Below are 26,077 nucleotides of genomic sequence, written 5' to 3' on the forward strand. Positions count from 1 at the left end.
CAAAAAAAGTTTGTGGTCCCTATAAATTCCCAGTGCGTCGCGTCCGGTTAAACCCCGGGCGCTTTTTTTATTTTACAACCATTTCTGAATGATTCTTGTCTCCATTTAGAGGGCACTCGTGCAAACGTTTGCATAACTCGAAAACCTTGTCCCTGATGCAATTAAGGGCATTAATAAAATGTTTTTTTTAAACTTATATACCAAAAATATTTGTTTATAGTTTATATGATATTGTTGTCCGAACAATTAAACTTTTGCCCTCGGAAACTGTCAGATTAATACAATAACTAAACGTTCAAACACATATGAAAACCATAGTGAAGTTGATGAAGTCCACCGCTGCGGTGGTCGTTGCGGGGCTCTTGATGATGGGATGCAGCCAGGCGTTGCAAACAAGTTACGATTACGATTCTTCTGTGAATTTGAAACAATTTAAAACCTTTAAAGTGGAAGCCGAGCACAATATGGAGCAGGACCCGCTTTTGGGAAGTGAGTTGAACAGAAGAAGGCTGGGGGATGCAGTTGTAGAGGTGATGGAGGCCAAAGGGTATAAAATGGATACCAAAAATCCCGACATCATTGTAAGGTTCATGACGGATGTAAAAGAACGTCAGCAAGTGCGTTCCAACAACATGTACTCGCCTTATATGTGGTGGTATGGCGGCGGAAACAACATTTCGACCTATAACTATCAGGAAAGCCGTTTTATCCTGAACATTTATCAGAAAAACAGCGACCGGATGGTTTGGCAGGGATGGGCTTCCGGCAAAGTGAAAGCGCCTACTAAAAAAGAAGACCGCGAAACCATGGTTAAAAACACCATGACGGATATTCTTAAAACCTTCCCACAAGCTACGCTGGATACTTACAGCAGGAATTAATAGTTAAAGATTAATAATGCAAGAAGCAGCGGATTCGCTGCTTTTTGCATTATTATACTGTCGTTAGTTTGGGCTCAGAAACCAGAACATCTAGTGGAAAGCCCAATCCCGTATGAAGATTTCTAATCATTTCAATAGATAAACCCCTTTTACGGTTAAGGACCCGCGAAACATTGCCTTTGTTGCCCATATAAGGCACAAGATCAATTGCTTTGAGCCCCATTTCTTCCATCCTTATCTTAATATATTCTATCGGGTCAGGCTCTTCAATGGGATGATTTTCCTGCTCGTATTTGTTGACAAGCAAAACCAGAAGATCAAGCTCTTTGGCTTCTTTACTGCCTTTCGGAGCATCAAATATTAAGTCGATGCGGGCAATCGCATTGTCATATTCTTCCTCCGTTTCTATTAATTTAAGCTCCATATCTATATCTCTCATATCATAGCTGCGTCTATTTTATCGTATTCAGCATGTGTTCCAATCCATTTGATCATAATCCTTTTATGCTCAAAATTTATTCGGGCAATCAAGCGATAATGATTGCCCTTAATGTTAAATATTAATCTGTTGTCCATTACTAGATCCGCACTCCTGAAATCAACTTTTAATGCATTGAAATCTTTCCATTCCGCCTTTTTAACTGTTTTAGGCCAGCAAGTCAGATAAGCTTTGGAATCGGGATGTGTAGTATAAAAATCTCTTATTTTCTTGAAGCTGATGACATTCATTAATGTGTGTGTTTTTTTACAAAAATATGGAAAAGTTGTCATTATGGCAACTTTTCCATATATGAATGTTGCTGTCGATCCAACAATATTTTTGGGAGAAACTAGAAGCCAATTCTGGAAACATTTGGGAACAACCCGGCGGAAAGTATCGTGGCTATCTGGCGCGGGAAGGATCTATCAACACCCAATCCCAGAGGGATACAATATGGTAGCAAACCGACATCCATAACAAGAAAAATCCCGGAGGGATGAAACAACACGCATGCTGTTTCATCCCTCCGGGATCGAAATATCATTGAAATTCTGTTGCTACCAATGTTTCATCCCTCTGGGATTCTGTGTAGTCACAAAACCGGGTCGTCATTAGCATTTCATCGCTCTGCGATTTATTAACGCGCCGTTTTGCCCAGTTCGGCAGCCAGAGTCTTGTTATCAGGAAACTCCTGCGGGATCCAGCGATTAACAATCTTTCCCGATGCGTCCGTTACCAAAAACGGGTAACGAATGTCAATTGCGTATTTTTCTTTCAAAATCTCAATGTTCTCGTCAGAAGCCCAAAGGTGCCTGGCATTCGGCCTGTCCTTTGCATACTGCTTCCAGGTTCCGAACGGAATCCCAGGTGCAACCGAAACATAAACGAATGTTGCCTTGTCACCCAGTTTATCTTCCAAAGCTTTCATTCCAGGCTCGTGCTGGCCAATGCTGAATGAAAAGACCATGCAAACGGGTTTGCCGGTAAGCGAGGAAACGGTTACTGCCGAGCTGTCGACATTCAACAACGTGACATCAGCGAGCGCTGCGCCTGGTTGCAGCGATTCTTTGGTTGTGATCAGTTTTGAAATGTATTCAATATGCGGCGACTGCGGGAAAGTGGTTTTGTAGTCTTCCAAAAGCGCCTTGCTCGTTTCAATCGTCGGGATGGCGGTAGCGGCATAATTAAGCCAGTAAGTCAGCAGATATTCTTTCTGTTTTGGATATGCGCCCAATTTTTCTTTGCTAAAAGCGTAAACATCTTTCAATGCTTCCGGGCTGATCTCATATCTTGATTCAGAAACCAGGGGAAACTTGCGCGTTGAAGGAATTAATGCCCAGTTTCGCAGCTCATCGCGATACGACTGGCTCAGCAAGGCTTCATCCGACATGATTTTGAAATCCGCCAATGTAACTTCTTCAAGCTCTTTGCGTTGCGCGTCGTCCAGCTTGGTAACACGATTGCCACGCATGATTTTTTCCTGGATCAAACGTCTCATTAAGGAAGGCTCAGTCGCTGTTGTAGCCAAAACATAAGCTTCAAATCCGGGAACCACCGGATTTGCCGCCTTAAACTTACCAAAAGCGTCCAAACGCGCTTTTTCTAAGCTATCGCTCTGTTGCACAACACTTTTGTTGTCAATCTGCGATGGCTTGTAGCCGAATACGGGTAAATATTGGAATTGATTTTCAAGAAAATAGTTTTTCAGGAAAGTCTGATAATTGGCATTTTTCCCTGTGAATGTTACATCCCCATTATCTGCAAATGCAACGCTAAGAAGGTCATCGCCGGGTTGTATAAACAGCATCCAGGTTTTATTTACACTTCCGCCCCCATATTGCAGACGCATCATTCTGGGTTCAGGCAATTGGATAATGGCTTTTTCGGTAGTTTTATCTTTAAAATCAGTTGAGGCGACGGGTTCCAATTTTACATCGGCAAGCCCGATGCCCAGATTGGGGTGAAAGTGAACATCTTCCTGAACCAATGTTACGGTTACAGGGCCTTGTTTTGAGTTAGTGAGCGTTATAGTGGCAGTATTTTGGGCTTTTACCAATACGCTGGTAAATAATAAAATCAGTAGCGTTACTTTTTTCATTTTGTGTATAATAAGTTTTGAGGTCACTTTTCAAGTGTAAAAAGTGTGCCAATATACGTAAGATCGTGCGGCATTTGCCCTGTACATCTTTTAACTTAGCTTCTTAATTCCAATTTTCAGAATGAGCCGCGTATCAATTCTTCAATTCAATGACCTCCGTTCCCGGTTTGAAGGGGAGCTTTATTTTGATAATTCAACATTGCATGCGGCCCAAAAGTCCATCTATGCGACGGACGCTTCTGTTTACCAGGAAATGCCTTTGGCTGTGGCTTTACCACGAACGGTGCAAGATATTCGCAACCTGATTGAATTTGCAGCGAAAAATAAAGTAACGCTCATTCCCCGCGCAGCTGGCACGTCGCTGGCAGGACAGGTTGTCGGAAGCGGGATAGTCGTCGATATTTCAAAACATTTTGGGAAAATAATCGAAGTAAATGCGGCGGAAAAGTGGGTGCGCGTGCAGCCAGGTGTGATCCGCGATGATCTGAACAAGCATTTAGCACAATATGGCCTACTTTTTGGGCCCGAAACTTCCACGGCGAGCCGCGCAATGATTGGTGGGATGATCGGAAATAATTCCTGCGGACTGCATTCGATCACCTGGGGAGCAACCAGGGACCATTTGCTGGAAGTGAAAGCGTTACTGTCGGATGGATCGGAAACGACATTTAATAACCAGTCGGTTTCCGATTTTACCAACATTATCGCAGGCAAAAAGGCAAAAAGCAAGCGAGAACAGGCTATACTGGCAGGCATGATGGGATTGGTTTCCAATCCTGTTGATCAGGAATTGATCAGAAAGCAATTTGCCAAACCCACGGTGACGCGCAGAAATTCGGGTTATGCGCTGGACGCGTTGGTCAGGGGTTTTGAAAAGAATGAAATCAATCTCTGTAACCTGATTGCAGGCTCGGAAGGAACATTATGCTTCGTTACAGAGGCAAAACTGGCATTGGTGGATGCGCCTCCCGCCTCGGTCGGCGTGGTTTGCGTTCATGCCGACTCGCTCGCCGAATCGTTGCATGCGAACCGCGTTGCTATGCAGTTTAATCCAAAAGCTTCCGAGCTTGTGGATCGCTATATCATGGATTTTACCAAAAATCACACCGTCTATTCGCAAAACAGGTTCTTCATGCAAGGTGATCCTGCGGCTATGTTACTGGTGGAGTTTTGGGGAAATAACAATGCAGAAGTGGAAGTGCAAGCCACACAACTTATTGTAGCACTCAAAGCCGAAAACCTCGGTTATGCCTATCCGCTTTTATTCGGCGAGGATGCAAATAAGGCTTGGGACATCAGAAAGGCGGGCTTGGGTTTGATAAGAAACCTGCCGGGCGATACGCAGCCGGTTAACTTGATCGAAGATTGCGCCGTTGCAGTGGAAGATTTACCGGAATACATTGCTGAATTGGAAATTCTCTTGAAAAACCACGGCTTGCATGCTTCGTATTATGCACACGCCGGTGCTGGCGAATTGCATGTGGAACCCATGATTAATCTCAAAACTGAATCGGGAAAACAGCTTTTTCGACAGGTTTTGGCTAATACGGCGACATTGGTAAAAAAATACAAAGGCTCACTTTCGGGAGAGCATGGCGACGGGCGGTTAAGGGGCGAGTTCATCCCTTATATGATGGGCAGCGAAGTGTATGAAATGTTCCGGCAGGTGAAACGCATCTGGGATCCCGAAGGAATTTTCAATGCCAATAAAATCGTAGATACGCCGCCGATGAACGAGTTCCTGCGCTATGAGCAGGATAAGCCGCAGCCCGAAATCAAGACGATTTTTGATTTTTCCAAGCAGGAAGGGATGCTTCGTTTGGCTGAAAAATGCAGTGGATCAGGCGATTGCCGCAAAACGGAACTCACCGGCGGCACCATGTGCCCGAGTTACATGGCAACCCGGCGGGAGCGTGATACGACACGCGCACGTGCCAACATTCTGAGACAATATCTGACACCAGGTAATAAAAAAGAACAGATCGCGGTGACGCAAGACATGGTAAAAGAAGTGCTGGATCTTTGTCTTTCGTGCAAAGGCTGCAAGTCTGAATGTCCTTCGAGTGTGGACGTGGGTAAGATGAAGGCAGAATTTACGCAGCACTATTATGAAACGCACGGCATCCCCATGCGAAGCAAGCTGATCGCCAATTTTTCCAAACAAATGAAGTTGGCCTCAATCGCGCCGTGGGCATTCAACAGCGTATTTGGAACGCCGTCCCTCCGGAGAATTGCCAATAAAATGGTTGGTTTTCACCCGGAGCGTTCCATGCCGCATTTGCATGCAGAGACATTGGAAAAATGGTGGAAAAAAAGACCGGGGTCTAATCAGGGCAATGTCCGGAAGGTTTATTTGTTCTGTGATGAATTTACAAATTATAACGATGTAGAAGTTGGGAAAAAGGCCGTTGAGTTGCTGGAAGCAATTGGTTATGAAGTGATTATTCCAAAACATGATGAATCAGGTCGTTCTTATCTTTCCAAAGGCTTTGTAAAAGAAGCGCAGCAACTGGCCATTAAAAATGTAGCGCAGCTGAAAGATCTGATCACTTATGATACACCCTTGATTGGCATCGAGCCATCCGCAATCCTTTCATTCCGAGACGAATACATTGATCTCGTTCCCGCCGAGCAGCGAGAAGATGCCGTGAAGATCTCGGAAAATGCATTGCTTTTTGAGGAATTCATCGCACGCGAAATCGACGCAAAACGGATTAACAAGAATGTTTTTACACAAAAAAAGCAACTGATCAAGTTGCACGGGCACTGTCATCAAAAAGCATTGTCTACATTATCTGCTTCTAAAAAAGCATTGTCGCTTCCTGAAAATTATCAGGTTCAGCTGATTCCTTCGGGTTGCTGTGGCATGGCTGGCTCCTTTGGTTATGAAGAAGAACATTACGCCGTTTCTATGCAAATCGGAGAGCTTGTGCTGTTTCCAACTGTCCGCCAGCAACCGGATGAAGTGTTGGTGGCCGCTGCCGGGACCAGTTGCCGTCATCAAATAAAAGACGGAACAGGACGTCGTTCACAACATCCTGCCGAAATTTTATGGGACGCGCTCGTCAGATAGCGTTACTATTCGGTTTTGCGCACATTTTCCATAATGGTGTCCGATGCAACACTGTCAGCAGCTGCTGCTCCGGCTGCCCCTGTTTCCTGTGATGAAGGGGTTTCTGATTCTTTAAAATTCTCGTTGTGGTTAAAAAATCCACCCCAAAAAGCGATTGCCATCAACACAATTCCCACTCCTAATACCCATTTCCAGACATTTTTCGTATTCTTGGTTGCTCTGGCTTGGTCGTCAGTTTCTCGGCTGTCCATTGGTTCAATGATTTAGTTTGCACTGGCAATTACCAAAGTTGTACCAAAGCGTTAAAAAGCGATTTGAAGGGTTTTATATAACATTGTGTTGATAAAATTTCCCCAATCAAAGTCATTTGTAAAAAATGTAATAAAACAGGTATGTTTGATGTTAACTTAGTTGAAAAATAGATACTCAAACAAAGACTTTATTACAATATTCAGCCATCTCTATGAAAATTTCCTTCAATTACTTTACATCCCTTATTGCATTAATCCTATTATTCAGTTTCGAAAGCAACGCTCAGAACACACGCAGTTTTTTTTCCGTAACAGGTGGATACAGCTTACCGGTAGGAGAACTTGCCCGGGAAAAACTGGATGATCCATTCGCTGGTTTAACCGGTTCGGGTTATTTTGGACAAGCCAATTACGATTTTCGGGTTGCACGCTGGATCGGTCTGCGGGCTTCGGGAAGTATGAACATTAACAAGACCAACTCCCAGCCGATTTTGGACAAAGCCAATAGCTACGCACAGATTTTGAATGAGTCCTTTACATGGCAGAGCAAGGTTTCCAATTGGAAGCTCAATGCACTAATGGTCGGCCCGGCATTGTACATTAACATGAATAGGGTGCAGCTGGAACTCCATGCCCAAGCGGGGAAAGTCTGGGCAAATTCTCCAACTGTTGACCTGGTAGGAACCTCGGAAGCAGGCGGGGCCCCGATCAATGTCAGCCTTAAAAAGGCATCGACTTCTGCTTTCGGGCTTGCCGGTGGGGCCAGTTTGCGCTTACCATTATCAGGTGCATTGTTTTTTCAATTGAGTGGAGACGTGATAGGCGCGGAAGCGGAAATTAAGGATGTTACCATTCGGGCCGTTCGTGGTTCTTTCGATTTTTCTGAACAAGTAAGCGAAAAGCGCTTTATTGGTGTGGTGAATGTGGGTGCAGGCTTTGGCTTTGCGTTTTAACAGCTATAACATCATAACAGAAACGGGTCCGATGCCGCACGCATCTGACCCGTTTCTGTTTTACCCTCAACCACTCGGCACTTATTTGGCGAACCAAAGTTTCAGTTTCATGTCATTCTTCCCACCCTGGCTGGCCAAAGCGGCTGCGAAGTTTTCATAGTTCAACGACTCCTCGGAACCCGGGTAGGGCATGCGGGTAGGAATGACATTCTGGTTTGTATTCAAAACCGGTGGCTGCAATGCGGGAATTCCCGTTCTGCGATATTCCGTCCACGCTTCGAGTCCCTGGCCGTAAAGCGCGATCCATTTTTGCTCCATAATCTGCGTGTAACCAGCTGCGCCTGCTTTTAATGCATTGGCCGTCAGATATGCCGGCGCAACAGTCAGCTTGTATTGCGCGTGGGATGCAGTGATGGCATCTGTATAGTTTTTTTCAACATCGCCGGCAGCCGCAATGCCTTTGTAAGCAAATTCAGCTTTCAAAAACAGCAACTCTGCGTAGCTCATGATTACACCCGGAGCAGTAGGAGCAATGAAATAGGCGCCAACGCGTGAAGTGTTTTCCAGTCCCAGCTTACCGGCTTCGGAAGAAGAAAGCCCGTTTGGAACACCTACATAAGCCGGTTCAAGCGTGGAAAGGTTGGCGTAAACAGGCAATCGAACATCACCCAGCGCTTTCAGTTTGTTGACCAATGTTGCGCTTACCCGGTGATCGTCACGGGTTTTGCGGTTCACATTCACCGGATTCTGGTTGTTGGTAACGTCCAGGTAATTCAGCTGAATGTTTTCTGTCACTGTTCCAATGACCGGATATTTAGCCGGATCACTCAAAATCCGTGTAACCTCTGCTTTTACATCAAGCGGCGCGTCCGTTTTGTCGATCATGCGGCTCAAAATCCGCAGGCTCAATGTGTTTGCAAATTTTTTCCACTTCATAAGGTCATTGCCAAACAGGATATCACCACTGATTGCAACGCTTTTGTCCGTTGCATTAATGGCTTCGCCTGCCGTTTTCAGCTCTGCAATCAACCCGGCGTACACATCTTTTTGCGCATCGTATTTGGGAAGTAATGTGCCTTCCAGGCCTTGCAAGGCATCTTTGTAAGGAATGTCACCATAAATATCGGTAAGCAGCGAGAACACCCACGAACGCATAATGATAGCTACGGACTGGTAATTTACGTTGTTAGTTTCCTGACCAATCTTGTCAATGCGCTGATAATCAGCCAGGGATTCAATGTAAAGCCCTTGCCAGCCAGCAGTGTATACATCACTTGAAACCGTATATTGATCAATGTCGGTATACTGAATGCGCGCCCAGTGCTGCGAAAAGCCATCGCCAACATCCATTCCGAGTGCACCACCCCAGTAAATGTCCACGGCACTCTGGATCCCGTGAGGCAAAAACAAATCCGCGGTGCCGGAAGCTGCACTGTTATTATTTGTATTAATCTCCTCAAAATCACCCGTGCAGCTCGCAAATCCCAGCAATGTTGCAGAAAGAAGCCCTTTAAAAATGAATGCGTTTATATTCTTTTTCATATCATTTCGATTAACAGAATGTCTTATAAGTTAAAGCTGATGTTGAACCCCATCGTTTTCGTAGTTGGGATCTGACCGTTTTCTATGCCTTGCAGGTTACCGTCGTTGTAATAGCTGGTTTCAGGATCGATGTGGGGCAGGTTGCTTTTCAGCAAAGCAAGGTTACGTCCTACAATAGAAACAGCGATGTCGCGGAAAGGCAGTTTGTTGAAAACTTTGCCGGAAATCATATAAGTCAATTTTACTTCGCGCAGCTTCACATAACTCGCGTCGAAAATGGTGTTCTCGTTGTTGGTCAGCAGATAATATTTGTGATGATATTCTTCCGACGAAATCCTCTTTTCGTTTGGCACATATTCGGGAGCAGCAGCAGTTCCCTTATTAACAACCCCGGCACCAATAACCCCTTCTTCGCGACCAAATGTTGTTTCTTTCAAAACCCCCGTATAACGACCAATGTTGATCGATTGGGAGAAAATGTCCCCGCCAGATTTTACATCAATCAATGTGCTCAAAGAGAATCCTTTGTAAGTAAATGTGTTGGAAATGCCACCGATCCAGTCCGGCGTAAAACTCCCCAAAACACGGCTCACCGGATTGATCATCGGATATCCCTGTGCGTCGTAAACGATCTGTCCGTCCGGAGCGCGTAAAAAGCCTTTTCCGAAGAATGTTCCATATGGTTGCCCTACGCGCGCTTCAACAGAAAGGCCACGGAATGAGCTTGTGGTGGTTGCTTGCGTAAGCGAGTTGTAACTTGTATTGAGCTGGTAAGTTGTAAGGCCGCCGTCCAGTGAAAGCACCTTGTTTTTGTTTTTGGCCCAGTTCAAACCAATGTCCCACTGAAAATTATTCAGCTTAACTGGCGTTGCTGTAAGCTGAATTTCCATACCCGAGTTTTTGATTTTTCCTGCATTTAAAAGTTTGGATAAAAAACCTGTTGCATTGGAAATGTTCACATCAAGAATCTGGTTTTTTGATACTTTGCTGTAATAAGTCACATCAATGCCCACGCGGTTTTGCCATAATCTGATGTCCGTTCCAATCTCGTAAGAAGAAGTAATTTCCGGTTTCAGGTTCGCATTCAGCATGGCATTGTTTTCGGACAAGCTCGGCGTGCTTCCCCAGGCATTTTCGTATTTGTAAGTGCTCACGAGGCGATACGGGTCCGTATCGTTACCAACCTGCGCGACGCCCGCCCTGATTTTGGCAAAGGAAAGCACAGAAGATCTTACATTGAACATATCCGTAATGATCGCACTCACAGCCGCGGAAGGATAGAAGTAAGAGCGGTTATCAGAAGGCAATGTGCTCGACCAGTCGTTTCGCGCGGTAAGATCTACGAAAAGATAATTCCTGAAACCAAGGTTAGCAGAGGCGTAAAGGCTGTTTACGGTTTTCTTGATAAAACTATTTTCCCCAACCAGCTTCTGACGAGAGTTACCGAAGTTGTAAACTCTCGGAATGGCTAGTTCCGTCGCGCCCATGTAGTTGCGTTGCGCGTAGTTGGTTCTGTGGTTGCCGCCAATGTTGGCAGTAATGTCAAACTCACCGAATTTACGCGTCGCATTCAAAAGGAAATCTGAGTTGGATTCGCGAACGAAAATCTGCTCTTCATTATAAGCATCGAACAAGTTGGAAGTTCCGATTACTGCCTGGCGCGCTGCCGTTTTGGTTTTGCGGCGGTCTTCATAGAAATCCGTTCCCGTTCTGCCTGTTAATGTTAGCCAGTCTGTAAACTTATATGTTGCGGAGAAATTTCCGTACAGTCGGTCTTTCTCGTTGGCCCTTGTGCTCTCGTTCAGCAGATAGTAAGGATTCGTCCAATAGTTGTCATTCCAGTTGTTCTGGTAAATGCTGCCGGGCTTTTTGTAAGCTGTCAATTTATCCATATCCACCTGGCGACCGAACCAGATGAAGTAAAGCCCGAAGTTGTTCCGGTTGTCGCTGCCGTCCTTAATGTAATTCCCTGTTGCCCTTACGCTCAGTTTTTTGGTCAGGTTCCAGCCAACGTTCAGAGAAACCGTGCGGCGTTTATAATCTGTATTGGGTAAAATTCCTGTTTGGCTGAGATTGGTAAAGGATAAACGGAAATCGGCTGTTTCGTTTCCACCTGTGACGGCAACGCTATTCGTATATGTTTTGCCGGTTTCGAAGAATTTGTCCACATTATCAGGATGCGCGATCCACGGCGTCGGCGTTCTTGTGCCGTCTGCCGCAATGGGCGAATCGAACTGGGGCAACAATCTGCCGTCCAGTCTAGGGCCCCAGCTTTCATCCACACCATCGCCTTTTCCGCCGCCTTTTCCATCCACATAAGAAAACTGGCCGGCTGCACCCTGGCCATATTCATTCTGCCATTCTGGAAGCCTGAATGGGCTCTCAAATGCAGTATTTGTGTTAAATGACACACCAATGCCCTTTGTTCCCTTTCCGCTTTTGGTCGTGATCAAAACCACACCATTGGCGCCGCGTGAACCGTAAAGTGCTGCTGCACTGGGCCCTTTCAAGACGTTGATCGATTCCACATCGTCCGGGTTAATGGATGCCGCAGCATTGCCATAATCCACGCCCGTTCCCGAGCCGAAGTTGCTGTTATCCACTGGAACGCCGTCTACAACGAACAGAGGCTGATTATTGCTTCCTATCGAGCTGGCGCCGCGGATGATCATCCGGGAAGACGATCCCGGCGCACCATTGGAATTGGTCACCTGTACACCCGCAAGCCGTCCCGAAAGTGAGTTAACAAGGTTGGTTTCACGCGCTTGCGTAAGCGTTTTTCCGCTCACTTCCTGCACAGAATAACCCAGCGCTTTCTTCTCGCGGGCTATACCCAGGGCCGTGACCACAATCTCGCTGAATTGCGTAGCGTCCTGTTCAAGCGTAATGTCCAGTGTTGTTTTGTTGCCGACGGGCAGCTCTAATGTTTTGTAGCCGATAAAAGAGACTACGAGGGTTGCGCCGGAAGGGGCGCTGATGGTAAACTCGCCGTTCGCATCGGTTGTGCTGCCCCGGCTGGTGCCTTTGATGAGGATGCTGGCACCCGGAAGGTTCCCGTCGTCAGACTGAACCTTGCCCTTGATGTTCAGGTCCTGTGCGAAACCCGCGCCCGTGAGCAGCAATAGCATCGACAGAAAGCCCAAAGTAAAGACTTTTCTCATAATTGAATTTTTAAGGAGTGAACTAGTTAGGTAATTGTTGCACCGAATTATATTCTAGTGAAACTTAAATTCGCACAATAAAAATTTAGATAAAAATCTTTTGATAAAATATTACTAACATTAAATGAATTTATTTGAAACATTATATTTTTCAAATGGATGTTTATATGGCTACTAATCTTTGAAGTATAGGGCGTCCGAATTGTTATATTTGCATTCGGTTCAAACCCGATGACGGCGAACCAATTGATCATCTGCATATTCGAATATAGCTTTAAATGAAGGTTCTTAAATTTGGCGGCACCTCTGTCGGTTCGGTTGACAGCATTAAAACAGTAATAAGTATCCTTGAAAAAAACCTGGCGGAAGGGGAGCGCATCGCGGTCGTTTTTTCGGCTATGGGCGGTGTTACGAACCGGTTGATCGAGATCGGTAAAATGGCTGCTGCCGGAAATCCAGAGTATTTGGAATTTCTGAAAGTGGTTGAGGAAAGGCACTTTGCAGTGGTAAGAGGGCTGATTCCTGTGAAGAATCAAAGCAGCACATTTGCGGCCATTAGGGGAATTTTCAATGAGCTGGAAGATATATTAAGAGGTGTTTCCTGGATTAAGGAGCTTTCGGAAAGGACGCTGGACCTGATCATGAGCTTCGGCGAGCGCCTATCCACATTGGTTATCACCGAAATACTGAAAAGCAAAGGCATAGCAGCCGAATTTTGTGATGCCCGCCAGATCATTCATACCAATGCGACTTACGGAATGGGCGATGTGAATTTTGAGATCACAAATCGTCAGATCCTCGAATACTTTGCCAAAACATCCGCTTTGCAATGCGTAACGGGCTTTATAGCTTCCACAGCGGAAGGCGTAACGACCACATTGGGCCGTGGCGGTTCCGACTATACAGCCTCGATCATTGCAGCAGCTTTGGATGCCGATTCCATTGAAATATGGACAGACGTAGACGGCATGATGACCGCAGATCCGCGCAAAGTGGCCAATGCGTTCACCATTCCCTCTATATCTTATTCGGAAGCGATGGAGCTTTCCCATTTCGGCGCGAAAGTGATCTATCCGCCGAGTTTGCAGCCTGCCTTTGCAAAGAATATTACTTTGAAAGTCCTGAATACATTCAATGTTGATTTTGAAGGAACCTATGTTCAAAAAGCCGCTAACGGTAAGGACTATGCGATCACCGGGATTTCCTCTATCGACGAGATTGCTCTAGTGAACATTCAGGGAAGTGGCATGATAGGCGTTGCCGGGATTTCCGGAAGGCTTTTTACAGCACTTTCCAACAATGCCATCAGCGTAATTCTGATTTCCCAGGCATCTTCCGAACATTCGATTTGTTTTTCAATTGATCCAAAAAATGCACAGCGTGCGACGGAAGTTCTTGAAAAGGAGTTTGCGACTGAGATTTCATTGGGGCATATCGATAGCATTGCCATCGAAAAAAGTCTTTCCATCATCGCGATTGTTGGTGAAGGCATGAAAAAGAGCACGGGTGTTTCCGGTAAGCTGTTTTCTGTTTTGGGTAAAAACGGGATTAATGTTGTTGCGACGGCGCAAGGATCTTCCGAGCTGAACATATCCGTAGTAATTGCGAAAGGTGACCTTTCCAAAGCGCTTAATGCCATTCACGGCGTGTTTTTTCAATCAGAAACACGTTCGCTTAACTTATTTATTGTAGGAATGGGCTTGATCGGCGGCACTTTGCTGAACCAGATCAAAAATCAGACAAAATACTTAAGAGAAGAAAAATTACTGAACCTGAACATAGCGGGTTTGACCAACACAAAAAAAATGCTGCTTGATCCGGATGGGATTCAGCCAGACAACTGGCGTGATCGCGTGATGGACGAAGGCGTGAAAACAAGCTTGCCTGCGTTTGTGCAGCGCATGATCGAGCTCAATTTGCCCAACAGCGTTTTTGTGGATTGTACATCGGATAAGGACATTGTGCAGTATTATCATATGTTGCTGGACGCCAGCATTTCTGTCGTGACGCCTAACAAGGTTGCCAATTCGGGTTCTTACTCGGAATATGTTTCGTTACAGCGGACCGCGTTGCAGCGCGGGGTTAAGTTCTTATACGAAACCAATGTGGGGGCAGGCTTACCAATCATAAACACCATTCAAGGGCTGATGGCCAGTGGCGATAAGTTCCTGAAAATCGAGGCGATCCTTTCCGGGACGCTGTCTTACATTTTCAATAATTTCGGACCCGGAATCCGTTTTGCGGACGTGGTTAGGGAAGCGAAAGTAAAAGGTTTTACAGAGCCAGATCCCCGCGAAGATCTGAGCGGAGCAGACGTAGGGCGTAAAATATTGATCCTCGCGCGTGAAGTCGGCGTGCAACTGGAAGCCGATGAAATTACGATCAAAGCCATTTTACCAGGCAATTGCCTGAATGCACCCACCGTGGAAGCATTTTTCCAGGAATTGGAAATCTCCGACGGCTTCTTCGCAAGCATGCAAGCAGCAGCCGAGGCTAAGCAGGAAAAACTGCGCTTTATCGCCACATTGGAAAATGGAAAAGCAAGCATTGAGCTGAAAACCGTTGATGCCCAGCATCCTTTTTATACATTATCAGGAAGCGATAATATTGTCTCCTTCACAACAGAACGTTACAAAGATCGCCCGCTTGTCATCAAAGGCCCGGGAGCCGGCGCCGAGGTGACTGCCTCCGGCGTCTTCGCGGATATCATGAGTATTAGTAGTTATTTGGGGTAAGCAAAACAATCATTTATAGTGAATTCAATAAAAGCTTTTGCGCCGGCTACGGTGGCTAATGTTGCCTGTGGATTTGATATTTTCGGTTTCGCTATTGAGGCGCCGGGCGATGTTGTGGAAATTAAAAAACGGGATGAGCCTGGCGTTGTTATAACAGAAATTACAGGGGACGAAGGCCGGTTGCCACGCAATGCTGAAAAAAATGCAGTGACCGTTGTTATGCTGCATTTATTGAAACATCTGGGCATTAAGGACTTCGGAGCCGAGGTGGTTTTGCACAAAAATATGCCGTTAGGGAGTGGAATGGGTTCCAGTGCCGCGAGCGCGGTGGCGGGAGTTGTGGCAATGAACGAGTTGCTGGGTAACCCTTTAACCCGTCAGGAATTGCTTCCTTTTGCCATGGAAGGTGAGAAAATCGCTTCCGGATCGGCGCATGCGGATAATGTTGGACCTTCGCTTTTGGGTGGTTTCGTCGTGATACGCAGTTATAATCCGCTGGATATTTTCACAATTCCAATTCCGGATGACTTGTATTGCACACTGGTTCACCCGGATATTGAGATTAATACAAAAGACGCACGTTTCATCTTGCGCAACGAAGTTTCCCTGAAAAACACGATCGCTCAAATGGGCAATGTTGCCGGGCTGGTTGCTGGTTTGATGAAAGCCGATTACGACCTCATCGGCAGGTCTATGGTTGACGTGATTATCGAACCGGTAAGGTCTATTTTAATCCCGGAATTTAAAGAAGTAAAACAGGCTGCGATTGCGAACGGAGCATTGGGTTGCAGCATTTCAGGCTCGGGTCCGTCTATGTTTGCACTTAGCAAAGGAAAGGCTAATGCGGAAAGTGCCGGCGTGGCGATGCAGCAAAAATTTGCCGATGCAGGAATTGAATCCAGCATGCACGTTTCTGCAATAAATAAAAACGGTGCTGCCATATTGTAATGATTTGCAAAGTGCTTATTTTCAGGGACGTAATGTCAGAAAGCAACACTTTAAAATCTTACTATGGATACAAAGGTTTACCCAATGAACCAGCCCTGGATCGATTCCCCGTTCTTTGAACAAGAAATTGAACAGTCTGCACTTGATGAAGACACAAAGCAGCTCGTCAAAGACTATGCGGAAAAGGGTTACCTGATCCTGGACACCGAACTGCCTGAAAGCACGTTTGACAGGATTGTTGAGCTTTTAAAACCACATTATACTTCACCCAGAATCCAGGATGCCTGGAACATTACACCACTCGTGCGGGAAGTGGCAGGCTGTCCAAAGATCCTTGATATGCTGCGGATCTTGTATCGCAGAGAACCTTTCCCTTTCCAAACCCTTAATTTTCAAGTCGGCTCGCAGCAAAAAACGCATAGTGATGCAATTCATTTTTCGTCCATTCCTGAGCGGTTTATGTGTGGCGTTTGGGTGGCTTTGGAAGATATCGATGAGTCGAACGGACCGTTGCATTACTATCCCGGGAGTCAGAAATTGCCATTCTTTAACATGGCGGATATTGGCCTTTCCGGAGCGCAGGATGCGGGAAGTTATGTTCAGTACGTTGAATATGAGAATTTTGTGCAAAAATTAATGATCGCAACCGGTCAGAAAAAGGAGGTTTTCAAAGTTAGGAAAGGGCAGGCGTTGATCTGGTCGGCGACGCTTTTCCACGGCGGAGAACCCATCCTGCGCGAGGGGGCGAGCAGGCATAGTCAGGTGACGCATTATTATTTCAAAGATTGCATGTATTACTCCCCGTTATGGTCGGATCTGCCGATTGAAAAGATGTATATGCGCCGGCCGGTAAACATACTTACAGGGGAAGTGGTTGAAAATAAATATCTTAACAAACCGATTATGGGAAGAACCGGGTTGAGTCAATTGACCGACTACAAAAACCAGCTCGAAGACTCATTAAGAAAGTTGAAAAGAACTCTGAAGGGTTAGTGAACTTTATTATTTGTTTCAGACGTTAAATATTGACGAATACAAAACTTAGAAATAGCATGGTTACTGTAAGTGATACCGCCAAAAACAAAATTGTTGAACTTCGCAAAGCAGACGGGCATTTGGAGGATTATCAAATCCGCGTTGGCGTTTTGGGAGGAGGCTGTTCCGGTTTGACATATAATCTTGAATTCAATTCCGAAACCAACCCGAATGACATGGTTTTTGAAGACAAGGGAGTAAAAATCATTGTCGACAAGAAAAGCATTCTTTATCTGGCCGGGACCGTCCTTGATTTCTCGGACGGGTTAAATGGTAAAGGCTTTCAATTCGTGAATCCCAATGCAACCCGCACTTGCGGCTGCGGCGAAAGTTTTGCTGTATAACGATATTCTTAAAATATTTTATTTTCAAACGCGTTCGGAAATCTCCGGACGCGTTTTTTTATATTCCTGAATGGGCTTAATTTGCCGCTTCAAGTAGCAGACATACACATTAAAACATTTTGAATGAAACCAACTCTTTTGATTTTAGCTGCCGGCATCGGTAGCCGTTACGGGGGCATCAAGCAGCTGGACCAGTTTGGCCCAAACGGGGAAACAATCATCGATTATTCACTATATGACGCGATTCGCAGCGGTTTTGGTAAAGTAGTTTTTATCGTTCGGGAAGAAATTAAGGATAGTGCGGAAGCTATTTTTGCTCCTAAGTTGAAGGGTAAGATTGATTTTGACTTTGCTATTCAGGGCGTTCAGTCATACGTTCCGGAAGATCTGGGAACGGTTGACCGCGTAAAGCCCTGGGGGACGGGACACGCAACATTATGCGCATGGCCTAAGACAGAAACGCCATTTGCCGTAATTAATGCCGACGATTTTTATGGTCACGACGCTTTCGCCACCATGGCCGACTTCCTGACCAACGACACCAATGATAAGCAGCACGCAATGATCGGTTACGAGCTGAAACGCACATTATCCGAAAACGGCACTGTTTCCCGCGGGATTTGTGTCGAAAGGGCTGATCACAACCTGGAATCGGTGGTTGAGCGCACCAAAATTTTTGAAGAAGACGGAAAAATCTATTTCGAGGAAAACGACGTCAAAACCGAACTGGCACCGGAAACGCCCGTTTCCATGAACTTCTGGGGCTTCAAACCAGGCATGTTCCCCATCACAAAAGACCTGTTCGAAACTTACGCGCGCGAGAACATCAACACCCCAAAAGCCGAATTTTACATCCCAACCGTCATGACCCATATCATCAAAAATGGCATGGGCGACTGCCGCGTCTTCCGCATCGCTTCTGACTGGTTTGGCGTGACTTACCCGGAAGATAAACCGACGGTTCAGGCGTCTCTTAGTGCGTTGCATGAGACTGGGGTTTATCCTGAGAAGCTTTGGTAGGGTGTTTTTGGAAAATTTTAAAGAGCTTTCAATGGAAAAAGACCTCATTTGAGGTCTTTGCTTTTGTCAAACTTATATCTATTGTTACTTGCCTATCATGACTTTACGAGAAGTTTGCGAGCCATCCTTATAGCTAATAACCAGAATGTGCATGCCAGACTCAATGCCTCGCACATCAATATTATTTTTTGTTGTTTTATAAATCGATTTGCCGTTCAATGTAAATAACTGAAGATGGCTTATTGAGTCTGGATTATTTGTATCAATAAATATTTTTTCTGTACCAGGATTTGGATAGACCAGAATTTTCTCATTTTTAAAAAGATCAGAAGCCTCCACCTTCCGCTTCACCGTCTCCTACATATCGTCTACCACATCCTCCGGAGCAGGCGCAATGCTATTGCCAACTAGGTAAGAGGGCAAGTAACGCCACGGGCCATAAAGCTGGCCGGTGAGGGCGAGTGTAGGATCATACTTTACCCTGACGCGGACTTTGGTTGATGGTCCCTGCTTGGCAACAACACTTTTCAGCTCAATGCCAGTTAGCCCCAAACTCGCATAAGCATTCTGCGAACCAGATGACATTGTGCTATTCGTAATCACATTATTCGCCCCTTTCGAAAATCCCTGTCCCTTAGCCTTCGTCTCCCAAACCATCTTGCCTTTATTTTTACCCAAGAATGACTTAGCATAAAGCCCAGCCCCAAAATCGTTTTTAGCTTTTTGGGATTGGTTGATGAGGGTTGCAAGATTGGAGTTGTAGAGGCGGAGGTTGTTTTGGAGGTTTTTGTTATTGTTGCCGTAGAAGACGAAAGCTGCACCTTCGTCGTTTTGTCCCTTATTATATTGACGTGCTCCGACAATTACATCATTATATCCATCCCCATTGATGTCACCCGCCCCAGCCACCGAGCTTCCCATTAAAGCATTATCTTGATTTCCCTCTATCATAAAAGAATTAGCTGGATCAACTCCGAAAGGCGTTCCATTAAATAAAAATGCTGCGCCTTCGTCAAGTTGCCCATTCGAGTAAAACGTGGACCCAACGATTAAATCGGCATATCCATCTCCATTAACATCTCCTGGAATCCCGACATTTCCCATCCATCCATTAATCTGATTACTCTCTAAAATTTGTGGACTTTTATCAAATCCTGTAATTGATCCATAATAAATGAAAACTGCACCTTCTAAGTGTTGACCATTTGAATACTCATGTGCTCCAAGCGCCAGATCTAAATATCCGTCACCATTTAAATCCCCGACTTCGAAAGAACTACCCATACCTGAATTTTCACGATTACTTTCAACTATTATTTTTAAGTTGATGTTAAGCCCAATCGCAGAACCATAATATATGTAAACAGCACCTTCATTAAATTCACCATTACTATAATAAGTGCTCCCAACAATTACATCCCCGTAACCGTCATTATTGATATCACCTCCACCTGAGACCTCATTGCCGTAGTTGCACCAGTTTCCACATGCATTTGCTGTCAATGTTACGTTTGCTGCGTCTTTATTAATTCCATTTGGAGAGCCATGATATACAAAAGCCGCACCTTGATCTGCTGGTGATGACACGAGCAAGCCTGGTGAGCCAATTATTATATCACTGAAACCATCACCATTAACATCTCCGGCACAGGACACAGAATTCCCAAAGTAAGCGTCATCTTCCTGCTTTCCATATATTATTGTTTTAATATTGCTGTTTATGCCTGCCGGTGATCCTGTATAGATAAAAACTGCTCCTGCATCATTGCCACCAAAAAGCGGCATGCCTACAATGAGATCACCGTAACCATCTCCATTTATATCTCCGGCTGATGAAGTACTTCCCATCGAGGCATACTCTTGATTACTTTCTAAAATTTGATTTGGAACAACGTCAAGTCCCGCCGCAGAACCATGAAATATAAAGACTGCCCCTTCTGATGTCTGGCCACTGTCATAATAGAAAGCCGCAATGGCTACATCACCATAACCATCACCATTCAGATCGCCAGCGCTTGATATAAATGAGCCGAATAAGGCTTCTGGCTGATTCATTTCTAGTTGCGTTCCATAAGTTTTGTTTAACCCATCCGCCATCCCCAACCAAACAAACGCCGCACCCTCATCCGTTTGCCCCGTATCATATGTGTTCGCACCCGTTATAATGTCGCTATAACCATCGCCATTCACATCACCGGCGCTTTTTACAGACCAACCCATTCCTGCGTCAGCCTGATTGCTTTCAAGGGTTGAGGCAGGTGAGGATATCAGGCCATTGGGTGAGCCGTGATGGATTACGACTGCTCCTTCGTTGTTTTCGCCTTTGTCATATTGCCAGATGCCGATCATTACGTCGCTGTAACCTTCGCCGTTGACGTCTCCGGCGCAGGCTACCGCTATGCCCTGTTTTGCTTCGGGTTGGTTGCTTTCAAGCCTGATGGCGGCACTTGCTTTGATGCCTTGTGCTGATCCGTGATAGACAAATACGGCACCTTCGTTTGTTTGTCCATAGTCGTATAAATAGCTCCCAACAATAATGTCGGAATAGCCATCACCATTCACATCACCGGCTGTTGCGGCAGACCAGCCATATTGGGCATTGATTTGATTTCCTTCCAATACCACGGAGGCATTGTTGTTAATGCCAACGGCAGAGCCCAGATGCACAAACACGGCGCCTTCATTGTCATGGCCTTTATCGTAGGCATATGCTCCCACCAGTACATCGTTGTAGCCATCGCCATTCACATCGCCCGCTCCTGCGGAGCAATAGCCAAACTGTGCTTTTTCCTGGTTACTTTCGAGAATGTTGGCGGCCAGCAGGTTAATGCCAGCCGCTGAGCCATGGTATATAAAAGCAGCGCCTTCATCGAATTGCCCCTTATCAAACAAAGGAGCACCGACAATGACATCGCTGAAACCATCACCATTTACGTCGCCAAGTCCTTCAACGGCCCTGCCAAATTTCGCATTGGGCTGATTGCTTTCCAGGATTGTCGCTACGCTGTTCAAACCCGAAGCCGAGCCGTAGTACACCATCACTGCGCCCTCTTTGGTCTCACCTTTGGTATAGAAAGGAGCGCCGACAATGACGTCACTATATCCATCTTTATTAAGGTCACCAGCAGAAGAAACGCTGGTGCCGAATTGGGCTTCGGTGTGATTGCTTTGCAAGGTAACCGCCGCATTGGCGCTAAGTCCCGAAGCAGAGCCATGGTATTACAAACACAACGCCCTCATTAGTCTCTCCGCTGTCGAACAAGGGCGCTCCTACCAGCACATCGCTGTATCCGTCGCCATTCACATCTCCGGCCGAAGATACTGCGTACCCTGCCTGAGCGCCGATCTGGTTGCTTTCTACGATCGCATTGGCATTGCTTGGGTTTCCGTTTACAACAATGGGATCAATGGTCACCGGGTAAGCGGCGTTTTGAACATTAACGCTCAGCAGTACAAGCCCGTCCTTGTAACGCAAAGTGGCCGGTAATGTGTCGCCGTCCGCATCCCAGCATGTAATGTCTTTGTAAATGAGGCTGTTTGCAGGCTCGCCTTTTTTATTCTCAGCATAAAAATGAAGTTCGTCATTTCCCAGATCCTTGACTTTTAGCCCTTGGGCTGACAACCTTACCTGCAGTTCTTTTGTGGCAATAGGGGCGGAGTCAATAATGAAGTTCTGCCGGACCCCTTCTTCGTTGTTAATAAATTCCTCTGTGAATCCTTTGTGTTTGATTTGAAGCTTGTTATCCCCATTCTCATGTTTTGCATCGGATTGTGCCGAGAGTATCTTCCGGCCGTCTGCGTAGATGCCTTCGTTGATCAATTTCAGGGAGAAGTTATGGCCTGCTGAATCAACGCGGTTATTTAGCGTTAACACGCCCGGTTTGTAGTAAGCACGCAGGCCCTGCTTGCGGTTAGGGCTTTGTAATGTGTTCTTTTCGGTGTCGAAAGAAATGTTGTATTCGCGCTTGGCCAGGCTTTGCTGGATGCTGGCCACTGTAGTGTCGTGAACGGCGCTTGGTTTATTTTTTACATTACTTGATTGAACAAGCGGAGGTGTTTCGGTTATTGGCCTGTTCGACGACAGCTCATGCATTTGCACAATGTAAGCCGTTGCTAAGATAAATAAGAGCGTAAAAATGCCCTTTTTGTAATATTGTTTCATGGTCTGAATTTTAGGGTAATAAAAAATGGTAAGATGACATTAAGCCACCTTTGCAATTTTATTTATCCCAAATTCTCGACTGCAAACCGATGAATAAACGGTAGAATTATTGACCAAAAGGTAAAAAAGTGTCTGACAAAATTTGCCAGACACTTTTTAAGAATTGTCAGGAATATCTCTTTTAACCTTCACTTCTGCAGCAAGGCTTCCATCATCCGCTCCGCCAGAAACTTGTTTCCTTCGTCCGTCAGATGCACTCTATCCGACGTTAAAATGCCTTTTTCCTTATTCTCAGGATTGTTTTGGACTAAATGATCCTGGAAAGATTTGCGAAGGTCACAGAGTTGCAGGCTGTTGCGGGTTGCGATCTCGCGGATGAGTTTGGAATATTGGTTCAGGTCGCCGTCCTGAGGGTTGGAAGCGTCATTCTTTTCGCCGATGACCGTTGGCGTGCATACGATCACGCGGATGTTTTGGGCCTTCATTTTTTTGATCAAAGCTTCGTAAAACTTCACATATTTATCAGGGTCAGTTCCTGTTCCGGAGGATGTTTTGTGCCATACATCGTTGATTCCCACATAAATGAAAACGACGTCCGGCTTTTTGGAAAGCACATCGTCTTCCAGCCTTAAATAAAGATCGTACACTTTGTTTCCGCCTATCCCGGCGCCCATGAGCTCGTACTGGCTGTCCTGACCTTTTGATTTAAGCATTTCAGTCATTTTGGTGATGTAGCCTGTCGGACCTACGCCGGCCTGGGTAATAGAATCTCCGAAAAATATGACGCGCAACGGCTTGTCCTGGCGCATGGCGATGAGGGGCAGCACGAAAATGGCAACCTGCAAAAATTTAAAAATGACCCGCATATAAAATTGATAAAAATGGTTTTTGAAAAAAGACCGGCTCCTTTTAAAATTACCCTTAGAAGCATTTGGATTCTTTAATGCCTGATCAGCATCACGCGCGCCGAATCCATGGGGTAACGCAATGTAAATGTGTTGCCCGGGATCATTTCAGGCGCAAGATCCAGCGGCAATGTGAGTTGGCGCACTTTATTTTCGACCAAAGCGCTTACCAGAAGCTGATCGGCATGGCTGACGCAGCTGAGCACTTCACCAAAAATCACGAAATCTCCTGTCTGCGATTGTTCATGCGCATAAACTTCCGCGGGCGTGCCCTGGCGGGCAATTTTACCGTTTTCAATGATTGCAACCTGGTCGGCCAGCCGGAATATTTCGCCAATGTCATGCGTGACGATGATCATGGTGAGCTGATGTTGCCGATGGAATTTTAACAGCATATCCTGCAAATGATAGCGCATGTCGTAATCCAGCGCCGCAAACGGCTCATCGAGCAACATTAGGGCGGGTTTTCTGACCAGCGCGCGGGCTAATGCAACACGCTGCTGCTGGCCGCCGGAAAGCTGGTTAGGTTTGCGGTCTGCGAGGTTGGAGAGATCCGTGGCTCTGAGTAATGCATCAACAATGCTTTTGTCGCTTCCCTTTTTTAGTCCGAAAAATAAATTTTCCTCAACTGTCAAATGTGGAAACAATGCATAATCCTGGAAAACAAAACCAACGTTCCTCAGCTGTGGAGAAATGGCTTTTTGCTCAGCACTGTCAAACCAGACTTCGCTGCCGAATGCTATTCTGCCGTTTTCAGGGGTTAATAACCCGGCAATTTGTCTTAATAATGTGGTTTTTCCTGCTCCTGACGGTCCTGTAATGGCTAATATCTGTCCTTTCGGCAATGATAATGTAATTTCCATCGGCATTTTGCCATGGACGGTTTGCAAAGTGTGCTGGATATGGACGTTAAGAAGGCTGTCGGACACGGAGCAGGCGATTGTTAACAGAATAGACCAACAGCAAAATAACGAATGTAATTGCAAAAAGCACCATTGCATAATCGTTCGCAGCGCCATAGTTCAGCGCTTCCACCTCATTATAAATGGCCACGGAAGCGACTTTTGTAACACCTGGAATGTTGCCGCCTATCATAAGCACGACGCCAAACTCTCCGACTGTATGTGCAAATGTGATTACAAATGCTGTGAGAATGGCAGGTTTGCAGTTAGGCAAAAGCACTTTAAAGAATGTTTCCCACTCATTTTTTCCCAATGTGTAAGACGCTTCGCGCAATGACGCAGGAAGCGATTGTAACCCGGCGCGTATGGGATAAACCATAAATGGCAGGCTATAAAGTACAGAGGCAATGACCAGTCCCGAAAAGCTGAAAACCAGCCGTAACCCAAACAAGCTTTCAATCCAAGCGCCGAACCAATAGGAGGGACTGAATGCTAAAAGCAGGTAAAATCCAATCACCGATGGCGGCAGCACAAGCGGCATGCCAATCAGCGATTCAATGATCCCTCGTCCCTTAAATTTTCCGAACGCCAGCCAGTAGGCCAATGGCAATGCAAGCACCAGCAGGATAACCGAAGTGATCGTTGCCAGTTTGAATGTAAGCCAGAGGGGTTCGGGGTTCAAGGTGCAAGGTTAATTTTGAATGACTGAATGACTGAATGACTGAATGACTGAATGAGCGGGCGCCGTTGCGCTGAATGAGCGGGCTGAATGTTATTTATTTGTAGCCGTATTTTTGGAAGATTTCTTTTGCTTTTTGTGAGTACAAAAATTTATAAAATTGTTCGCTGGTTTTCTTTTTTGGAGAATCTTCGCTGTGGTTCAGTAGGATAGCGGCTTGTTCTATGGGTTTGTAGTCCGTAGAGTCCAGGATAATGTAGTTTCCCTGATCTTTCATTTCTGGTGAAAGGACGATGGATAATGCATTGAAGCCGGCTTCTACGTTGCCGGATGTGATGTATTGAGCGGTTTGGGCGATGCTTTCTCCGAAAACGAGTTTTTTTTCTATTTCTCCAAAAACATTTTTTGACTTTAAAACCTGAATGGCAGCTTCTCCGTATGGTGCTGTTTCCGGGTTAGGAATGGCAATTTTTTTGATTTTGCCGTCTGCTAAAACTTCCACATTCAGCTCTGCCTTTGGGATTTTTTTAGACCATAAAACCAATGTGCCCAATGCATAAATTCTGGGTTTTTCTGCCGAGCCGCCATTTTTGAAAATCTCCTGCGGATATTTTGTATCAGCTGAGACAAAGACATCAAACGGCGCACCTTCGCGGATTTGGGTGGTAAGCTTGCCCGAGGAACCTACAACAATGTCGATTTTTTTGCCTGTTTCTTTCTCAAATTCTGCCTTAATTTCCTTCATCACATACTGCACGTTGGCTGCGGTGGCCACAACAATTTCCTCCGAAGGTTTGGAACAACCTGCCAGAAACACCAAAAAAAACAAAAAAAAGCGCTGTATGTTCATGCTGCAATTTAATGGATAAAGCCCGAATGATCATTGCATCCCATTGCGTTAAAAATC

At 45.6% G+C, this 26,077-nt stretch carries 21 protein-coding genes; 8 read left to right on the plus strand and 13 right to left on the minus strand.

Annotated features, from left to right (window positions below; genetic code table 11):
* Positions 1-305 precede the first annotated feature (305 nt).
* On the plus strand, positions 306-881 hold the full coding sequence (locus tag MUK70_RS27110) for a DUF4136 domain-containing protein (protein WP_234608427.1): 576 nt from the start codon (positions 306-308) through the stop codon (positions 879-881).
* A 52-nt stretch (positions 882-933) separates the two neighbouring features.
* On the opposite strand, the gene MUK70_RS27115 is transcribed toward MUK70_RS27110, so the two are convergent.
* From MUK70_RS27115 to MUK70_RS27125, 3 genes are all read right to left on the minus strand, one after another.
* Positions 934-1,320, minus strand: a complete 387-nt coding sequence (locus tag MUK70_RS27115) for a helix-turn-helix domain-containing protein (protein ID WP_234656853.1) — start codon at positions 1,318-1,320, stop codon at positions 934-936.
* Positions 1,317-1,610 (minus strand): type II toxin-antitoxin system HigB family toxin, encoded by a 294-nt coding sequence (locus MUK70_RS27120; protein ID WP_234656855.1) that lies wholly within the window; start codon positions 1,608-1,610, stop codon positions 1,317-1,319. The genes MUK70_RS27115 and MUK70_RS27120 overlap by 4 nt, the downstream gene beginning before the upstream one ends.
* A 389-nt stretch (positions 1,611-1,999) precedes the next feature.
* Positions 2,000-3,460: a thioredoxin domain-containing protein gene (locus MUK70_RS27125; protein WP_244784552.1), complete on the minus strand. Its 1,461-nt coding sequence runs from the start codon at positions 3,458-3,460 to the stop codon at positions 2,000-2,002.
* A 121-nt stretch (positions 3,461-3,581) separates the two neighbouring features.
* Here MUK70_RS27125 and MUK70_RS27130 point away from each other — a divergent pair, with 121 nt between their 5' ends.
* Complete coding sequence (locus MUK70_RS27130) at positions 3,582-6,533, plus strand: FAD-binding and (Fe-S)-binding domain-containing protein (RefSeq protein WP_234656871.1); 2,952 nt, start codon at positions 3,582-3,584, stop codon at positions 6,531-6,533.
* A gap of 5 nt (positions 6,534-6,538) precedes the next feature.
* Here MUK70_RS27130 and MUK70_RS27135 read toward each other — a convergent pair whose 3' ends face one another.
* Positions 6,539-6,784: a YrdB family protein gene (locus MUK70_RS27135; protein WP_234608432.1), complete on the minus strand. Its 246-nt coding sequence runs from the start codon at positions 6,782-6,784 to the stop codon at positions 6,539-6,541.
* Between the two features lie 212 nt (positions 6,785-6,996).
* Here MUK70_RS27135 and MUK70_RS27140 point away from each other — a divergent pair, with 212 nt between their 5' ends.
* The gene (locus MUK70_RS27140; protein WP_234656873.1) at positions 6,997-7,737 is read left to right on the plus strand and encodes a hypothetical protein; all 741 of its coding nucleotides are present in this window, start codon (positions 6,997-6,999) and stop codon (positions 7,735-7,737) included.
* 81 nt (positions 7,738-7,818) lie between these two features.
* Here MUK70_RS27140 and MUK70_RS27145 read toward each other — a convergent pair whose 3' ends face one another.
* Both MUK70_RS27145 and MUK70_RS27150 read right to left on the minus strand, forming a co-directional pair.
* Positions 7,819-9,279 carry a SusD/RagB family nutrient-binding outer membrane lipoprotein gene (locus MUK70_RS27145; protein ID WP_234656874.1) on the minus strand — a complete coding sequence of 487 codons (1,461 nt, stop codon included), beginning with the start codon at positions 9,277-9,279 and terminating at the stop codon, positions 7,819-7,821.
* A 23-nt stretch (positions 9,280-9,302) separates the two neighbouring features.
* Positions 9,303-12,440: a SusC/RagA family TonB-linked outer membrane protein gene (locus MUK70_RS27150; RefSeq protein WP_234656876.1), complete on the minus strand. Its 3,138-nt coding sequence runs from the start codon at positions 12,438-12,440 to the stop codon at positions 9,303-9,305.
* A 278-nt stretch (positions 12,441-12,718) separates the two neighbouring features.
* Between MUK70_RS27150 and thrA the strand changes: the two genes are divergently transcribed.
* The 5 genes from thrA (at position 12,719) to MUK70_RS27175 (ending at position 18,522) form a co-directional block, all read left to right on the plus strand.
* Positions 12,719-15,175: a bifunctional aspartate kinase/homoserine dehydrogenase I gene (gene thrA, locus MUK70_RS27155; RefSeq protein ID WP_234656878.1), complete on the plus strand. Its 2,457-nt coding sequence runs from the start codon at positions 12,719-12,721 to the stop codon at positions 15,173-15,175.
* Positions 15,176-15,193: 18 nt separating this feature from the next.
* Entirely contained in the window at positions 15,194-16,123 is a 930-nt protein-coding gene (locus MUK70_RS27160; RefSeq protein ID WP_234656879.1) for a homoserine kinase, read from the plus strand.
* Positions 16,124-16,186: 63 nt separating this feature from the next.
* Entirely contained in the window at positions 16,187-17,116 is a 930-nt protein-coding gene (locus MUK70_RS27165) for a phytanoyl-CoA dioxygenase family protein (protein WP_234656880.1), read from the plus strand.
* 59 nt (positions 17,117-17,175) lie between these two features.
* Positions 17,176-17,502: a HesB/IscA family protein gene (locus MUK70_RS27170; RefSeq protein ID WP_234608441.1), complete on the plus strand. Its 327-nt coding sequence runs from the start codon at positions 17,176-17,178 to the stop codon at positions 17,500-17,502.
* A 123-nt stretch (positions 17,503-17,625) separates the two neighbouring features.
* Complete coding sequence (locus MUK70_RS27175) at positions 17,626-18,522, plus strand: nucleotidyltransferase family protein (RefSeq protein WP_234656881.1); 897 nt, start codon at positions 17,626-17,628, stop codon at positions 18,520-18,522.
* Positions 18,523-18,606: 84 nt separating this feature from the next.
* Here the strand turns inward: MUK70_RS27175 and MUK70_RS27180 are convergent, their stop codons facing one another.
* The 7 genes from MUK70_RS27180 to modA all read right to left on the minus strand — a co-directional run bounded on the left by MUK70_RS27180 (position 18,607) and on the right by modA (position 26,020).
* Positions 18,607-18,873: a T9SS type A sorting domain-containing protein gene (locus tag MUK70_RS27180; protein WP_234656882.1), complete on the minus strand. Its 267-nt coding sequence runs from the start codon at positions 18,871-18,873 to the stop codon at positions 18,607-18,609.
* 6 nt (positions 18,874-18,879) lie between these two features.
* Positions 18,880-21,696 (minus strand): FG-GAP-like repeat-containing protein, encoded by a 2,817-nt coding sequence (locus MUK70_RS27185; RefSeq protein WP_234656883.1) that lies wholly within the window; start codon positions 21,694-21,696, stop codon positions 18,880-18,882.
* 19 nt (positions 21,697-21,715) lie between these two features.
* Complete coding sequence (locus MUK70_RS27190) at positions 21,716-22,684, minus strand: integrin alpha (protein ID WP_234656884.1); 969 nt, start codon at positions 22,682-22,684, stop codon at positions 21,716-21,718.
* A 188-nt stretch (positions 22,685-22,872) separates the two neighbouring features.
* The gene (locus MUK70_RS27195) at positions 22,873-23,550 is read right to left on the minus strand and encodes an SGNH/GDSL hydrolase family protein (RefSeq protein WP_234656885.1); all 678 of its coding nucleotides are present in this window, start codon (positions 23,548-23,550) and stop codon (positions 22,873-22,875) included.
* A 74-nt stretch (positions 23,551-23,624) separates the two neighbouring features.
* Positions 23,625-24,518, minus strand: a complete 894-nt coding sequence (locus MUK70_RS27200; RefSeq protein WP_234656886.1) for an ABC transporter ATP-binding protein — start codon at positions 24,516-24,518, stop codon at positions 23,625-23,627.
* Complete coding sequence (modB, locus tag MUK70_RS27205; protein WP_234608446.1) at positions 24,499-25,173, minus strand: molybdate ABC transporter permease subunit; 675 nt, start codon at positions 25,171-25,173, stop codon at positions 24,499-24,501. Before modB ends, MUK70_RS27200 begins: the two co-directional genes overlap by 20 nt.
* Positions 25,174-25,267: 94 nt before the next feature.
* Complete coding sequence (gene modA / locus MUK70_RS27210; RefSeq protein ID WP_234656887.1) at positions 25,268-26,020, minus strand: molybdate ABC transporter substrate-binding protein; 753 nt, start codon at positions 26,018-26,020, stop codon at positions 25,268-25,270.
* Positions 26,021-26,077 lie beyond the last annotated feature (57 nt).

The sequence above is a fragment of the Dyadobacter chenwenxiniae genome (assembly GCF_022869785.1).
Taxonomy (GTDB): Bacteria; Bacteroidota; Bacteroidia; order Cytophagales; family Spirosomataceae; genus Dyadobacter; species Dyadobacter chenwenxiniae.

What these genes read in the sequence shown, in the direction of transcription:
- MUK70_RS27110 (WP_234608427.1), top strand. Translation starts at nt 306, where the DNA reads ATGAAAACCATAGTGAAGTTGATGAAGTCCACCGCTGCGGTGGTCGTT.
- MUK70_RS27115 (WP_234656853.1), bottom strand. Translation starts at nt 1,320, where the DNA reads ATGAGAGATATAGATATGGAGCTTAAATTAATAGAAACGGAGGAAGAA.
- MUK70_RS27120 (WP_234656855.1), bottom strand. Translation starts at nt 1,610, where the DNA reads ATGAATGTCATCAGCTTCAAGAAAATAAGAGATTTTTATACTACACAT.
- MUK70_RS27125 (WP_244784552.1), bottom strand. Translation starts at nt 3,460, where the DNA reads ATGAAAAAAGTAACGCTACTGATTTTATTATTTACCAGCGTATTGGTA.
- MUK70_RS27130 (WP_234656871.1), top strand. Translation starts at nt 3,582, where the DNA reads ATGAGCCGCGTATCAATTCTTCAATTCAATGACCTCCGTTCCCGGTTT.
- MUK70_RS27135 (WP_234608432.1), bottom strand. Translation starts at nt 6,784, where the DNA reads ATGGACAGCCGAGAAACTGACGACCAAGCCAGAGCAACCAAGAATACG.
- MUK70_RS27140 (WP_234656873.1), top strand. Translation starts at nt 6,997, where the DNA reads ATGAAAATTTCCTTCAATTACTTTACATCCCTTATTGCATTAATCCTA.
- MUK70_RS27145 (WP_234656874.1), bottom strand. Translation starts at nt 9,279, where the DNA reads ATGAAAAAGAATATAAACGCATTCATTTTTAAAGGGCTTCTTTCTGCA.
- MUK70_RS27150 (WP_234656876.1), bottom strand. Translation starts at nt 12,440, where the DNA reads ATGAGAAAAGTCTTTACTTTGGGCTTTCTGTCGATGCTATTGCTGCTC.
- thrA (WP_234656878.1), top strand. Translation starts at nt 12,719, where the DNA reads ATGAAGGTTCTTAAATTTGGCGGCACCTCTGTCGGTTCGGTTGACAGC.
- MUK70_RS27165 (WP_234656880.1), top strand. Translation starts at nt 16,187, where the DNA reads ATGGATACAAAGGTTTACCCAATGAACCAGCCCTGGATCGATTCCCCG.
- MUK70_RS27170 (WP_234608441.1), top strand. Translation starts at nt 17,176, where the DNA reads ATGGTTACTGTAAGTGATACCGCCAAAAACAAAATTGTTGAACTTCGC.
- MUK70_RS27175 (WP_234656881.1), top strand. Translation starts at nt 17,626, where the DNA reads ATGAAACCAACTCTTTTGATTTTAGCTGCCGGCATCGGTAGCCGTTAC.
- MUK70_RS27190 (WP_234656884.1), bottom strand. Translation starts at nt 22,684, where the DNA reads ATGAAACAATATTACAAAAAGGGCATTTTTACGCTCTTATTTATCTTA.
- MUK70_RS27195 (WP_234656885.1), bottom strand. Translation starts at nt 23,550, where the DNA reads ATGCGGGTCATTTTTAAATTTTTGCAGGTTGCCATTTTCGTGCTGCCC.
- modA (WP_234656887.1), bottom strand. Translation starts at nt 26,020, where the DNA reads ATGAACATACAGCGCTTTTTTTTGTTTTTTTTGGTGTTTCTGGCAGGT.